13 protein-coding genes are annotated in these 12,306 nt (G+C 64.5%); 2 read left to right on the top strand and 11 right to left on the bottom strand.

The window, feature by feature from the left end; translation table 11 throughout:
* Window positions 1-19 precede the first annotated feature (19 nt).
* Complete coding sequence (locus J2X92_RS08515; protein WP_307574926.1) at window positions 20-889, bottom strand: LysR family transcriptional regulator; 870 nt, start codon at window positions 887-889, stop codon at window positions 20-22.
* A 116-nt stretch (window positions 890-1,005) separates the two neighbouring features.
* Between J2X92_RS08515 and J2X92_RS08510 the strand changes: the two genes are divergently transcribed.
* Entirely contained in the window at window positions 1,006-1,242 is a 237-nt protein-coding gene (locus J2X92_RS08510) for a hypothetical protein (RefSeq protein WP_307574925.1), read from the top strand.
* 28 nt (window positions 1,243-1,270) lie between these two features.
* Here the strand turns inward: J2X92_RS08510 and oxlT are convergent, their stop codons facing one another.
* Window positions 1,271-2,554 (bottom strand): oxalate/formate MFS antiporter, encoded by a 1,284-nt coding sequence (gene oxlT, locus J2X92_RS08505; protein ID WP_370878354.1) that lies wholly within the window; start codon window positions 2,552-2,554, stop codon window positions 1,271-1,273.
* Window positions 2,555-3,040: 486 nt separating this feature from the next.
* Here oxlT and J2X92_RS08500 point away from each other — a divergent pair, with 486 nt between their 5' ends.
* The gene (locus J2X92_RS08500) at window positions 3,041-3,199 is read left to right on the top strand and encodes a hypothetical protein (RefSeq protein WP_307574923.1); all 159 of its coding nucleotides are present in this window, start codon (window positions 3,041-3,043) and stop codon (window positions 3,197-3,199) included.
* A 56-nt stretch (window positions 3,200-3,255) separates the two neighbouring features.
* On the opposite strand, the gene J2X92_RS08495 is transcribed toward J2X92_RS08500, so the two are convergent.
* The 9 genes from J2X92_RS08495 to J2X92_RS08455 form a co-directional block, all read right to left on the bottom strand.
* Window positions 3,256-4,185 (bottom strand): LysR family transcriptional regulator, encoded by a 930-nt coding sequence (locus J2X92_RS08495; protein ID WP_307574922.1) that lies wholly within the window; start codon window positions 4,183-4,185, stop codon window positions 3,256-3,258.
* 65 nt (window positions 4,186-4,250) lie between these two features.
* Entirely contained in the window at window positions 4,251-5,666 is a 1,416-nt protein-coding gene (pyk, locus tag J2X92_RS08490; RefSeq protein WP_307574921.1) for a pyruvate kinase, read from the bottom strand.
* A 68-nt stretch (window positions 5,667-5,734) separates the two neighbouring features.
* Complete coding sequence (locus tag J2X92_RS08485) at window positions 5,735-6,748, bottom strand: 2-dehydropantoate 2-reductase (protein ID WP_307574919.1); 1,014 nt, start codon at window positions 6,746-6,748, stop codon at window positions 5,735-5,737.
* A 42-nt stretch (window positions 6,749-6,790) separates the two neighbouring features.
* Window positions 6,791-7,576 (bottom strand): fumarylacetoacetate hydrolase family protein, encoded by a 786-nt coding sequence (locus J2X92_RS08480; protein WP_307574918.1) that lies wholly within the window; start codon window positions 7,574-7,576, stop codon window positions 6,791-6,793.
* Window positions 7,577-7,619: 43 nt separating this feature from the next.
* Window positions 7,620-8,519: a succinate--CoA ligase subunit alpha gene (gene sucD / locus J2X92_RS08475; RefSeq protein WP_307574917.1), complete on the bottom strand. Its 900-nt coding sequence runs from the start codon at window positions 8,517-8,519 to the stop codon at window positions 7,620-7,622.
* Window positions 8,520-8,868: 349 nt separating this feature from the next.
* Window positions 8,869-10,041, bottom strand: a complete 1,173-nt coding sequence (gene sucC, locus J2X92_RS08470) for an ADP-forming succinate--CoA ligase subunit beta (RefSeq protein WP_307574915.1) — start codon at window positions 10,039-10,041, stop codon at window positions 8,869-8,871.
* Between the two features lie 10 nt (window positions 10,042-10,051).
* A complete protein-coding gene (locus J2X92_RS08465) occupies window positions 10,052-10,435 on the bottom strand; it encodes a hypothetical protein (RefSeq protein ID WP_307574914.1) in 384 nt (127 codons plus the stop codon).
* A 155-nt stretch (window positions 10,436-10,590) separates the two neighbouring features.
* Window positions 10,591-11,838, bottom strand: a complete 1,248-nt coding sequence (frc, locus tag J2X92_RS08460) for a formyl-CoA transferase (RefSeq protein ID WP_307574912.1) — start codon at window positions 11,836-11,838, stop codon at window positions 10,591-10,593.
* The gene (locus tag J2X92_RS08455; protein ID WP_307574911.1) at window positions 11,838-12,275 is read right to left on the bottom strand and encodes a PAS domain-containing protein; all 438 of its coding nucleotides are present in this window, start codon (window positions 12,273-12,275) and stop codon (window positions 11,838-11,840) included. Before J2X92_RS08455 ends, frc begins: the two co-directional genes overlap by 1 nt.
* Window positions 12,276-12,306 lie beyond the last annotated feature (31 nt).

The raw sequence follows: 12,306 nt of genomic DNA, 5'->3' as shown, positions 1-12,306 counted from the left end.
CTCACGTTTCTCACCTTTCTCACGCCCCTTCTCGCGCTTCTTCGGGCTTGGCCCTGACGACCTGCCTCAAGCCCTCGAGCGCAGGGTCCACGATGGCGCTGTCCGCCCCCACCGCATACACCGCGTAGGCAGGGTAGAGAAATTCCGGCGTGTCGGGCACGCGGCGCAGCCGGCCCGACTCCAGATGGCTGCGCACCACGTCATGCCGAAAGTAGCCGGTGCCGCCAGCCGCCAGCAGGTATTCACGGCCGAGCGGGCCCAGGCCCGCGCTCACCGCGGCATTCGAGAGCTCCGGATACGCGAGGCCATGCTGCACCGCAAACTCCGGGCCCCAGTCCACATACACGTAGTCCGCCGGCCGCGGCACGCGCGGGTGCTCTGCGGTGGTGACCATGACGAGCTTCTCCTCGATGAGCAGTTCCACGCGCAGCCCGGGCCGCTGCTGCGGTGCGTAAGCAATGGCAATGTCGAGCACGCCCGCGGCCACCTTGTCGAGCAGGTCATGCGGAAAGCCGACCTCCGTGCGAATGGCCAGCTGCGGCGCCGCGCTGCGCATCCAGAGCAGCCACTGCAGCAGCAGCGGATCCCAAAGGCTGATCTCGCATCCGATGGCGAGCACGGCGCGGCTCCCGCTCGGCACCGCGACCTGATGCCGAGCACGCTCCCACACCTGGACCAGCATGGTGGCGTGCGGCAGGAACTGCTCGCCCGCCGCGGTCAGCACCGCGCCTGCCTTGTTGCGCACGAAGAGGGGCCGCCCCAGCAGCTCTTCGAGCGTTCGCACCCGTGCGCTCACCGACGTTTGCGTCACGTGCAGCCGCTGCGCTGCGCGCTGGAAGCTGCGTGTGTCGACGATCTCGAGAAAGGTTCGGGCGAGGTTGATGTCCATGCCGCATCCCGCTTTTTTGAGTGCATTATTTTTGCACCCAACTGGCAATTAATATCGTTTTACTTGTAGCGAACGCGCGCCGAAGATGAAGGCATCAAAGCAACAGGAGTTGATCGATGCCTACCCTTCGTGAGCCATTCCATGCCGGCCCCACCGAAAGTCTTGCCGATGCATTCAAGGCACTTTTCGACGAGGCGCTGATGCTTGTGGATGCCCTGCTGAGCCCGAACAAGATCATCAACGAGGTGGAGCAGATGCGTGCGCTGCAAGTCGCGGCCGACAACATCGAAGCCATCGATCCGCAGCAGGCCGAACTGCTGCGCTCGCGCGCCGCGCGCATCGGCCTGCGCTGAGCGTCGGCGCGGCGTTGGCAGCTAACTGCTACTGGGAAAGCCGGCTCTGCTCGATGTGCTTGCGGCGCATCGGGCGCAGGACGAACCACGCCATGAGCGCCGCGGCCGCATTGACCGCGCTCGCTGCAATGAACACGGCCTGCCAGCTGCCCGTGGCTGCGGCGAGCACGCTCGACAGCGGCACCAGCAAAGAGGCCGTGCCCTTGGCGGTGTAGAGCATGCCGGCGTTCGATGCCGCGTACTTGGAGCCGAAGGTGTCGGCGCAGGTCGATGGAAAGAGGCTGTAGATCTCGCCCCAGGCAAAGAACACGATGCCCGTGAGCACGACGAAGAGGATCGGGTTGTGGCCGTAGTGATAGAGCATCAGGATGCCCACCGATTCGAGCGCGAATGCGATGAACATCGTCTGCTCGCGCCCGATCTTGTCGGACACCCAGCCGAAGAAGGGCCGCGTGAGCCCGTTGAGCACGCGGTCGATCGCGAGTGCAAAAGTCAGCGCCGGCAGCACCAGGCCCATGATGTTGACGGGCACGTCCATGATCTTGAAGTCCTGCGCGATCGGTGCGAGCTGGGCCGTGGCCATCAACCCGCCCGCGGCCACCATCACGAACATTGCATACATCACCCAGAAGACGGGCGAGCGCAGCACCTCGGAGGGCGCGTAGTCGCGCTGCGACTGCTGCACGTTGCGGCTGTTCGAGCTCTTGGCATGGTCGGGTGCGCGGGTGAGCGCCCAGGCCAGCAGGAAGACGATCAGGCCCTGCCCAATGCCAAAGTAGAGAAACGCCGACTCGTAGCCGCTCGACTTGATCATCGCGGAGATGGGGATGATGGTCAGCGCCGAGCCCGCACCAAAGCCTGCCGCCGTCATGCCCGCCGCAAGGCCGCGCCGATCGGGGAACCACTTGAGCGCATTGCCCACGCAGGTGCCGTAAACGGCGCCCGCACCAATGCCGCCGATGGCCGCCGCAATGTAGAGCAGCGGCAGCGTGTTGGCGAAGGAGTTGATCACCCAGCCCAGGCCACAAAGAATGCCGCCCACCAGCACCACAGGACGCGGGCCGAAGCGGTCGACAAGATAACCCTCGATGGGCACGAGCCATGTTTCGGTGAGCACGAAGATCGTGAAGGCCACCTGGATCGCGGCGCGGCTCCAGCCATGTTTCTCGGCGATCGGATTGACGAAGAGCGTCCAGCCGTACTGCAGGTTGGCAATCATCGCCATGCACACGATGCCGATTAGCAACTGGCCCCATCGGTAGGTCTCCGATCGGGTTGCCGTGGCGCCGTGGGTTCCCGCCGGGGAGTACATCGCCGGTGTGGAACCGGCGATCGAGGTCGTTGGCCGAGTCATGGGTTGTCCTTTGTCTTCATGTTGTGTGTTGGAGGTCCGACGATGTCGGTACGCGGCCCGGTCAGTCGAGTGATTGGCACATCAGACGAAGCGCGAAGAATGCCGCGCTGAACGCCATGCAATCGATGCGCATCGGCAGCCGAACCACCCTGCTTTCCGCGCGTGAACGACTGTCGGACCTCGCGCTTCAAAAGCTCTTGACCGCAGTCAAGTTCCCACCAACCTCGGCCTCTCGATGACCCATGATTTTTCGAGCGGGGAATGCATGTGTGGCATGTGTCGATTCGTGTCTTTGAAGGCCGCCGAATCGCGTGCGGATGCGAACGGATTTCTGCGTGCCCGCCGACTGTTTGGCGCAGTGGCACGCAGGGCAAGAGGGGTTTGCCTGAATTAGGGGTAAACCCTATAATCACCCTCAGTCTTCTCAACTTTCCGGAGCGCTCAATGAACAACACCGCAGTGAATTCCAACGCACTCAAGAACACCGCTTCGCTGGCCGGCAACGAGACCCTGCGCGGGCTCATCGCAGCCATGCCGATCGTGATCTTCGCCAAGGCCGCGCGCGCCGCGCTGAAGCGTTCCGCCGGCGCACGCGCCCGCTGATCGTCCAGGGGGTCCGCCTCCGCTCGGAAGGTGCGCCATGCACCTTCCTTTATTTTTCAAGCCCCCGAGTCGAAGGGCACGATCTGCGAGATGAGCGCCGGCCCGTCGGTGAGCAGAAAGTCCTTGAAGGCCTGCGCCACCGGCGGCAGCCGCTTGTTGCGGCGGTGCACCACGTACCAGTTGAGCATCAACGGAAAGCCTTCCACGTCGAGCACGCGGAGGCTGCCGGCGCGGGTTTCCTGGCTGATGGTGTGCGCCGACACGAAGCTCACGCCCATGCCCGCGATCACCGCCTGCTTGATGGTTTCGGTGCTGCGGATCTCCATCGCGATGTTGATGCCGCTGAGGTCGCCGCCGAAGCCCTCTTCCATCGAATGCCAGGTGTCCGAGGCCTTCTCGCGCACCACGAAGGGCTCGCGCATCAGCCGCTTCAACGGGATTCTCGGCACGCCTACCAGCGGATGGTTGGGCGCCGCGACGATCACGTAGGGATGCGGCGCAAACGGCTGGTTGATGGTGTCCAGGTCGGTCGGCGGGCGCACCATGATTGCCAGGTCGGTGAGGTTCTCCGCGATGTGCGTCATGAGCCCTTCGCGGTTGTGCACCGTGAAGTTCAGCGTCACGCCGCGGTGCCGACTTGCAAACTCCACCAAGAGGCGCGGAAAGAAGTAGTCGCCCGCGCTGATCACGCCCACGTTGAGCTTGCCGCCCGAGACGCCGTTGAACTGCAACATCGCATTCTCGGCCGCCTCGAATTGCTGGATGATGGCGCGGCTGATCTGCAGCAGCTCGGTGCCCGCGGGGGTCAGGTAGATCTTCTTTCCGAACTGCTCGAACAGCGCATTGCCCGCGTGCTCTTCGAGCTTGCGCACCTGCGTGGACACGGCCGGCTGCGTGAGGTGCAGCTCTTCCGCCGCGCGCGAGAAGCTCAGCAAGCGCGCCACCGCTTCAAACACTTTCAACTGGCGCAGGGTCGCGTGCTTCATTCGGAAAAAAGTTGCTGCAATCGAGCGGGCATCGTACTGCGCGCCACGCCCCGCGCGAATGCCGCCTAGGGTACGCGCGCGACGTGCAGCAGGTTCGTCGTTCCCGAGAGACCGAACGGCAGGCCAGCCACCACCACCACGTCGTTGCCCACATTCGCGAAGCCTTCGGTGCACGCAATGCGGCAGGCGCACTCGATCATCTCGGCCACGTCGTGCACGTCATCGACCAGCACCGCATGCACGCCCCACACCATCGCCATGCGGCGCGCGGTGGCCACGTCGGGCGTGAGGCTCAGGATGGGCACGGCCGGCCGCTCGCGCGCGGCGCGCAGGCTGGTGAAGCCCGACGAGGTGTAGGTGACGGTGGCGGCGGGCGCCAGCAGCGCGGCCACCTGGCGCATCGAAGCGCACACGGCATCGGCGGTGGTCGACAGCGACGCCTCGTGCGTGGCGTCGATGCCGATGCGGTATGACGCATCGGCTTCCACGCGCGAGATGATGCGGTCCATCATGGCCACCGCTTCGAGCGGATACTTTCCCGAGGCCGATTCGGCGGAGAGCATCACCGCGTCCACGCCGTCGTAGATGGCGGTTGCGACGTCGGACACCTCGGCGCGCGTGGGCACGGGCGCGGCAATCATCGATTCGAGCATCTGCGTGGCCACCACCACCGGCTTGCCGCGCTTGCGGCAGGCGCGCACGATGAGGCGCTGCAGTTCGGGCACGCGCTCGGGCGGCAGCTCCACGCCGAGGTCGCCGCGGGCCACCATGACCCCGTCGCACAGGTCGACGATCGCATCCAAGTGGTCGATGGCCGCAGGCTTCTCGAGCTTGGCCATGATCCATGCGCGCGTGCCGATGATGGCGCGCGCCTCCTCGATGTCTTCGGGGCGCTGCACGAAGGAAAGCGCCACCCAGTCGACGCCCATGGCCAGGCCGCAGGCCAGGTCGTCCAGGTCCTTCGGTGTCAGCGGCGAGATCGGCAGCAGCACGCTTGGCACGTTGACGCCCTTGCGATCGGAGATCGGGCCACCGACCAGCACGGTAGTCTCGGCAAAGTCGGCGCCGTAGCTGTCCACGCGCAGCCGCAGCTTGCCGTCGTCGAGCAACAGCTCGGTGCCGACCTGCAGCGCCGCAAAAATCTCCGGATGCAACAGCGGCGCACGGCGCGCATTGCCGCTCGCCTTGTCCATGTCGAGGCGGAAGCTCGACCCTGCGTCGAGCTGCGCGCGTCCGCCTTCGAAAGTGCCGAGCCGCAGCTTGGGCCCCTGCAGGTCGAGCAGCACGCCGATGGGCCGGCCGAACTCTTTCTCGAGCCGCCGGATCGTATCGAGCCGGCGTGCATGGTCGTGCTGCGTGCCGTGGCTGAAGTTGAGCCGGAACACATCCACACCGCGCTCGAACAAGGCACGAATGGCCGGCTCGTCGGTGGTGGCTGGGCCCAGGGTGGCCACGATCTTCGCGCTGCGTGTACGTCGCATCATCCGTTCCATTTCATCGATCGATCACAACGCGCACACGGCGCAGGATGCGCAGCCTGAACAAGGCTTTAGTCCGCCATCTCGTGAAGGCAAACCCGGCCGCGCTGTTCTTCCATCGTACGCGCCAGCAGCTTGACGAGCGAGTACACGGTGTCGATGTGCGGTGTCGGGGTCTCGGTGAGCCGAGCCAGTTCGACCACGGCGCCCACCAGCGCGTCGATCTCCGGTGCGCGGCCGGCTTCGACGTCCTGCAGCATCGAGGTCTTGTGCTTGCCGACCTTCTCGGCGCCGGCAATGCGCTTGTCGAGCGTCACGCGAAACTCGATGCCCAGCTTGTGCGCCACCGCCTGCGCCTCGCGCATCATCGCGGCGGCCAGCTCGCGCGAGGGAGGGTACTGGCAGATGTCGACCAGTGTCGAATGCGAGAGGCTGCTGATCGGGTTGAAGGTCAGGTTGCCCCAGAGCTTGAGCCAGATCTCGGCACGGATGTTGTCGAGCACCGGTGCCTTGAAGCCGGCCGCGCCGAAGCACGCCGAGACGCGGTTCACGCGATCGCTCGATGAGCCGTCGAGCTCGCCGACCGGGAAGCGATCGCCCTCGATGTGCTTCACCACGCCCGGCGCTGTGAGCTCCGATGCGGGGTACACCACGCAGCCGATGACCCGCTCGGCGGGAATCTTCGCGGCCACCAGTCCGGTGGGATCGACGCTGCGCACCGGCGTGCCCGCCAGCGCGCCGCCGTGGTCGTGGAAGTACCAGAATGGGATGCCGTTCTGCATCGTGACCACCACGGTCTCGGGTCCGAACAGCCTGGGAACGTCGTTCGCCACGGCTTCGACCTGGTGTGCCTTCATCGCGAGGATGACGATGTCCTGCGGCCCCGCCTGGTCATAGCGGTCGGTGGCCTTGACGTTCCGCGCCACCTGCTCCACGCCATCGGCCCCGATGAGCTTGAAGCCGTTGGTGGCAATGGCGTCGAGATTTTTCCCGCGCACGATGAACGTCACGTCCTCGCCGGCCAGCGCGAGCTTGGCGCCCACCAGGCCGCCGATGGCGCCCGCTCCAATGATTGCTATCTTCATGTCGATCCCCAAGGTTGTAGATTCTTTTTGCGCGCGTAGGGCTCAGCCGAAGCGGTTGCCAAGCCTGCCGATGCCGCCGATCTCGACCTCGACAAGACTGCCGGGCTTCATCGAACCAACTCCGATGGAAGTGCCGCACAGGATCACGTCGCCGGGGTTCAGCGTCATGTCGAGGGAGATCAGGCTCACGAGTTGCTGGACCGAAAAGCGCATGTCGCTGATCGGATAGTTCTGCCGCACCTCGCCATTGAGAAGCGTGGTTACGGTGAGAGTGGCGGGGTCGAGGCCGGTGGCCACCACCGGGCCCATCGGGCAGAAGGTGTCGAAGCCCTTGGCCCGCACCCATTGGGTGAACGACGCGTCGCGGTTCAGTATGTCCGCCACGGTCACGTCGTTGGCGCAGGTGTAGCCGAACACATGGGCCAGAGCATCCATCTCGGGCACGGCGGTGCATGTCTTGCCAATGACGATGCCGAGCTCGCCCTCGAACACCACTTTGCCGTCGCACAAGGGCTTGCGAATGTCCGCGCCGGGGGCGAGGTATGAATTGGGTGCCTTCAGCAGGTACAGCGGCTCCGCGGGCACCGGCAGCTTCAGCTTTTCACCGAGCGCATGGAAGTTGTTCCACAGCGCAATGACCTTGGTGGGCTCGGTGGGCGTGAGCAGTCGCACGCCGGCCAGCACGAACACGCGGCCGGTCGGCTCGGGGCGTTCGAACATGTTGCCGCGGTGCTCGTGCACGGCATCGCCGACGAGCGTGCCGAAACCTGTCTCGCCGCCGTGTTCGAAACGGACCCATTGCTGCTGTTGTTGCTGTTGCTGCTGCATGTCGCGCCTTCCTTGGTTCTGTTGGAGTGTGTTTTTTCAGGGCTCAGTCGAAGGGCAGGTAGTCGGGGATGACGAGCGACGCGAGCAGCTTGCCCATCTCGGCCGGGTTGTCGGTCACGTGAATGCCGCACTCCCTCATCACCGCCAACTTTTCCTTTGCCGTTCCCTTGCCGCCCGAGACGATGGCGCCTGCGTGGCCCATGCGCTTGCCTGGCGGTGCGCTGGCACCGGCAATGAAGCCAACGACGGGCTTGTGCATGTGGTCCTTGATCCAGCGTGCGCAGATCTCTTCGTCGTTGCCGCCGATTTCGCCGACCATGATCACGGCGTCGGTGCGCGGGTCGTCGTTGAACATCTTCAGCACGTCGATGTGCCGCAGCCCGCCGACCGGATCGCCGCCGATGCCGACGACGGTCGATTGCCCGATGCCATAGTTGGCAAGCTGGCTCGCGGCCTCGTAGGTGAGCGTGCCCGAGCGCGACACCACGCCGATGCGGCCCTTCTGGTGGATGTGGCCCGGCATGATCCCGATCTTGATTTCGTCGGGCGTGATGAGGCCGGGGCAGTTGGGGCCGAGCAGCAGGGTCTTGCTACCTTCCATGCGATGGCGGGTGCGGATCATGTCGCGCACCGGAATGCCTTCGGTGATGCACACGACAAGCTCAAGCCCGGCGTCCACGGCCTCGTCGATGGCTGCGGCCGCGAAAGGGGGCGGCACGTAGATGACCGAGACGGTGGCGCCTGTTTCGGCCTTGGCTTCTTTGACTGTGCCGAACACTGGAATGCCGTCGAACGACTTGCCTGCCTTCTTCGGGTTCACGCCGGCGACGAAACACTTCTGGCCGTTGCCGTAGTCGCGGCACATGGCGGTGTGGAACTGGCCGGTCTTGCCGGTGATGCCCTGGGTGATGACGCGGGTGTGCTTGTTGATGAGGATGGACATCTTCAGCTCTCCACCTTGCGTTGCTTGTGTTCTTGGCGCTCTTGTCCAGGGCTCTTGTTCAGGGCGCGTGCACAGGCCACCGGGTACTCCCCTCCGCGAATGTCCCCCGGGCTTCGCCCTCCTCCTTTATTTCGCTGCGGGGAGCACCCGGCGCCCTGTTCACACCAAGCGCTGTCGTTGTGCTGGCTGATAAACGTCCGCCCTGCCCAACGATCCCGCTGGCGGGGTGCCTTGCGCAGCGAAATAAAGGAGGAGGGGCGCAGCCCCGGGGGACATTCGCGGAGCAAGGTACCCCGTCGGCGGGTGCGCCGCCCTGAATGCACGACCCGACAAATCAAGGAGCGAGCCTTCATCGAGCCCCCCGCCGAGCCGCAGCCACGACCGTCTGGGCCGCATCGGCCATGTCGCTCGCGGAGATGATCGGAAGCCCCGACTGTCCGAGGATGGTCTTTCCCAGGCTCTCGTTGGTGCCCTTCATGCGCACCACCAGCGGAACCGACAGCTCGACCTCGCGCGCCGCCGCGACGATGCCGCGTGCGATCACGTCGCACTTCATGATGCCGCCAAAGATGTTGACCAGGATGGCGCGCAGATTCGGGTTGCGCAGCATCAGCTTGAAGGCTTCGGTCACCTTCTCGGCCGTGGCACCACCGCCCACGTCGAGAAAGTTGGCCGGCGATCCGCCGTAGAGCTTGATCGCATCCATCGTCGCCATCGCGAGGCCCGCGCCGTTCACCAGGCAGCCGATGTCGCCGTCGAGCGGGATGTACGAGAGATCGAACTTCGAGGCCTCGACTTCCGCCGGGTCTTCCTCGTCGAAGTCACGCATCGCGGCGATCTCGGGCTGACGGAACAGCGCGTTCGGATCGAAGTTGAACTTCGCGTCCAGCGCGATGACGCGGCCGTCGCGCGTCAGCGCCAGCGGGTTGATCTCGGCCAGTGACGCGTCGCATGCGTCGAAGGCTTGGTAGAGGTTCTGCACCAGCGTGCGCACCTGCAGCAGCGACTTGCCCGAAAAGCCGATGTCGCGCGCAATGCCATCGGCCTCGGCCGACTTCACGCCGGTGACCGGGTCGATGAACAGCTTGCGGATTTTTTCCGGCGTGCGGGCCGCAACGTCTTCGATGTCCATGCCGCCTTCGCTCGAAGCCATCAAGGCTACGCGCCGCGAATCGCGGTCGACCGCCATGCCGAGGTAGAACTCCTTTTCAATCTCGACGCTCTCCTCGACCAGCAGCCGCTTCACCAGCCGGCCTTCGGGGCCCGTCTGGTGCGTTCTGAGCGTCATGCCCAGCAGCTCGTCGGCGTGGCGCCGCACTTCGGCGGCCGACCACGCGAGCCGGACGCCACCGCCCTTGCCTCGGCCGCCGGCATGGATCTGCGCCTTGACCACCCACGCCCTACCCCCAAGCCGCGCGGCCGCGTCGGCCGCTTCGTCGGGTGAAAAGCACGCATATCCACGCGGCGTGGGCACGCCGTACTTGCGCAGTACGTCCTTGCCCTGGTATTCGTGGATATTCATGGCGGGCAATTCAGGCGCCGAGTTCCGCGCCGCGGGTTTCGGCCCAGTTGAAATAGCGCTTTTTCATGGCGCCCGTATTCAACTCGCGCTTTTGATGCTCTTCCTTCTTTTGTTCGATCACCTCGGCCAGGAATTTGGCGTCGTAGGCGCGCAGCAGATGCGGCTGGTGGGTATTCAGGTAATGACTGACCCGCTCGATGCCGTCGTGGCTCTCGCGCAGCAGCTGGCAATAGATTTCGCGGTCCCAGTGCCAGCGGAATCCGAGTTCGTAGAAGGCAGCGTTGTAGGCGTTGCGCTCGGTTTCGCTGTTCCAGTATTGAATTGGCAATTCATCGATCATGAAATTTCTCCTAGAAATTGAACGCCGAGCGACAAATGTTTTGTGGATCGGCATGATCAAAATGTAGGTTCGTTGATCGATAAATAATAGTTAAACTATTTTATTGAATGCATTCACGATAAGTTATACATTCGAGGCGACGAATTTCCATCGCCAGCGCATCGGCCGCCGGTGTCTTTATTGCGCTGTTAAAAAAGCAGCGCCGCGGCTCAGATCACACCCTCGGCGCGCAGCGCCTCGACATCGCTCGCGGTGTAGCCCAGTTGCATCAACACTTCTTCGGTGTGCTCGCCGAGCAGCGGCGAGCGCGTGACCTCGGTCGGGCTGTCGGACATCTTGATCGGGTTGCCCACCGTCAGGTATTTGCCCCGTGTCGGGTGGTCCACCTCGACGATGGTGCCGGTCTCGCGCAGCGACTCGTCAGCGGCAATTTCCTTCATCGAAAGAATCGGCCCGCACGGAATGTCGTACTGGTTGAGGATGTCCATGGCCTCGAACTTGGTCTTGGTCATGGTCCATTGCTCGATGCGCGCGAAGATCGGCTTCAGGTGCAGCAGGCGCGCCGCCGGCGTGGCGTAGGCCTCGTCGGTGATCCAGCCTTCTTCGCCGATGACCTTGCACACCGCCGGCCACACCGCGCCCTGCGTGATGAAGTAGATGTAGGCGTTGGGGTCGGTCTCCCAGCCCTTGCACTTGAGGATCGAGCCGGGCTGGCCGCCGCCTGACGCGTTGCCCGCGCGCGGCACCGCGTCGCCGAACTTGCCGTCCGGGTACTGCGGATATTCATGCATGGTGCCGGTGCGCTCCAGTCGCTGCTGGTCGCGCATCTTCACGCGGCAGAGGTTCAGCACCGCGTCCTGCATGGGCGCGAGCACCTGCTGGCCGCGGCCCGTGTTGTTGCGCTGGTAGAGCGCCGCCACGATGCCCAGCGCCAGGTGCAGCCCGGTTCCGCTGTCGCCGATCTGCGCGCCCGTGACGACCGGAGGGCCGTCTTCGAAGCCCGTGGTCGAGGCCGCGCCGCCCGCGCACTGGGCCACGTTCTCGTACACCTTGCAATGCTCGTACTTGCCGGGGCCAAAGCCCTTGACCGAGGCCACGATCATGCGCGGGTTGAGTTCCTGGATGTGGGCCCAGGTGATGCCCATGCGGTCGAGTGCCCCGGGCGCGAAGTTCTCGACCAGCACGTCGCAGGTCTTGATCAGCGTGTCGAGCACCTTCTTGCCCTTGGGCTTCTTGGTGTCGAGCGTGATCGAGCGCTTGTTGTGGTTCAGCATCGTGAAGTAGAGGCTGTCCACACCGGGAATGTCGCGCAGCTGGCCGCGCGTGGCGTCGCCCTCACCGGCGCGCTCCACCTTGATCACGTCCGCGCCGAACCATGCCAGCAACTGGGTGCACGTGGGACCGGACTGCACATGGGTGAAATCGAGGATGCGAACGCCCTCTAGTGCCTTGCTCATCAGCTGTCTCCTTTGATCGTGGTCTCTGCTTCTTGCAGACGAGCGCGCAATTTACGCTCCTCCGCAAAGCGGGCTGTTTCGTCTCGCACGAAGGCAACGATGCCCGTGACTTCACGATTTTCCGAGAACAGCATCGACACCGTGAAGGCAATCGACAGCGTGTGCCCGTCCTTGTGCAGCGCCGGCACGCGCAGCAGATCGGCACCGTATTTGGTGATGCCGGTTTCCATGGTCTTGTTGTAACCGTCCCAGTGCCGCTGGCGCTGCCGCTGGGGAATGATCATGTCAAGCGACTGGCCCAGGGCCTCCGCCTCGGTGAAACCGAAGATGCGCTCGGCCGCGCGGTTCCAGAGCGTGATCGCTCCTCCCGCATTGCACACCATGATCGCGTCGCCGGCGCCTTCGACGATCTGCTTGAAATCAACGTTCGCTTGCATGTTTACCTCTGGCGCTTCATGTCATTTCGCA

The sequence above is a fragment of the Variovorax paradoxus genome (assembly GCF_030811855.1).
GTDB classification, from domain to species: domain Bacteria; phylum Pseudomonadota; class Gammaproteobacteria; order Burkholderiales; family Burkholderiaceae_C; genus Variovorax; species Variovorax paradoxus_L.
Note: the sequence above shows the minus strand (reverse complement) of the source record. Positions and strands in the feature narration are given on the sequence as shown.

Coding starts and splice junctions, on each gene's coding strand:
- J2X92_RS08515 (WP_307574926.1), bottom strand. CDS start 889: ATGGACATCAACCTCGCCCGAACCTTTCTCGAGATCGTCGACACACGC.
- J2X92_RS08510 (WP_307574925.1), top strand. CDS start 1,006: ATGCCTACCCTTCGTGAGCCATTCCATGCCGGCCCCACCGAAAGTCTT.
- oxlT (WP_370878354.1), bottom strand. CDS start 2,554: ATGTACTCCCCGGCGGGAACCCACGGCGCCACGGCAACCCGATCGGAG.
- J2X92_RS08500 (WP_307574923.1), top strand. CDS start 3,041: ATGAACAACACCGCAGTGAATTCCAACGCACTCAAGAACACCGCTTCG.
- J2X92_RS08495 (WP_307574922.1), bottom strand. CDS start 4,185: ATGAAGCACGCGACCCTGCGCCAGTTGAAAGTGTTTGAAGCGGTGGCG.
- pyk (WP_307574921.1), bottom strand. CDS start 5,666: ATGCGACGTACACGCAGCGCGAAGATCGTGGCCACCCTGGGCCCAGCC.
- J2X92_RS08485 (WP_307574919.1), bottom strand. CDS start 6,748: ATGAAGATAGCAATCATTGGAGCGGGCGCCATCGGCGGCCTGGTGGGC.
- J2X92_RS08480 (WP_307574918.1), bottom strand. CDS start 7,576: ATGCAGCAGCAACAGCAACAACAGCAGCAATGGGTCCGTTTCGAACAC.
- sucD (WP_307574917.1), bottom strand. CDS start 8,519: ATGTCCATCCTCATCAACAAGCACACCCGCGTCATCACCCAGGGCATC.
- sucC (WP_307574915.1), bottom strand. CDS start 10,041: ATGAATATCCACGAATACCAGGGCAAGGACGTACTGCGCAAGTACGGC.
- J2X92_RS08465 (WP_307574914.1), bottom strand. CDS start 10,435: ATGCCGATCCACAAAACATTTGTCGCTCGGCGTTCAATTTCTAGGAGA.
- frc (WP_307574912.1), bottom strand. CDS start 11,838: ATGAGCAAGGCACTAGAGGGCGTTCGCATCCTCGATTTCACCCATGTG.
- J2X92_RS08455 (WP_307574911.1), bottom strand. CDS start 12,275: ATGCAAGCGAACGTTGATTTCAAGCAGATCGTCGAAGGCGCCGGCGAC.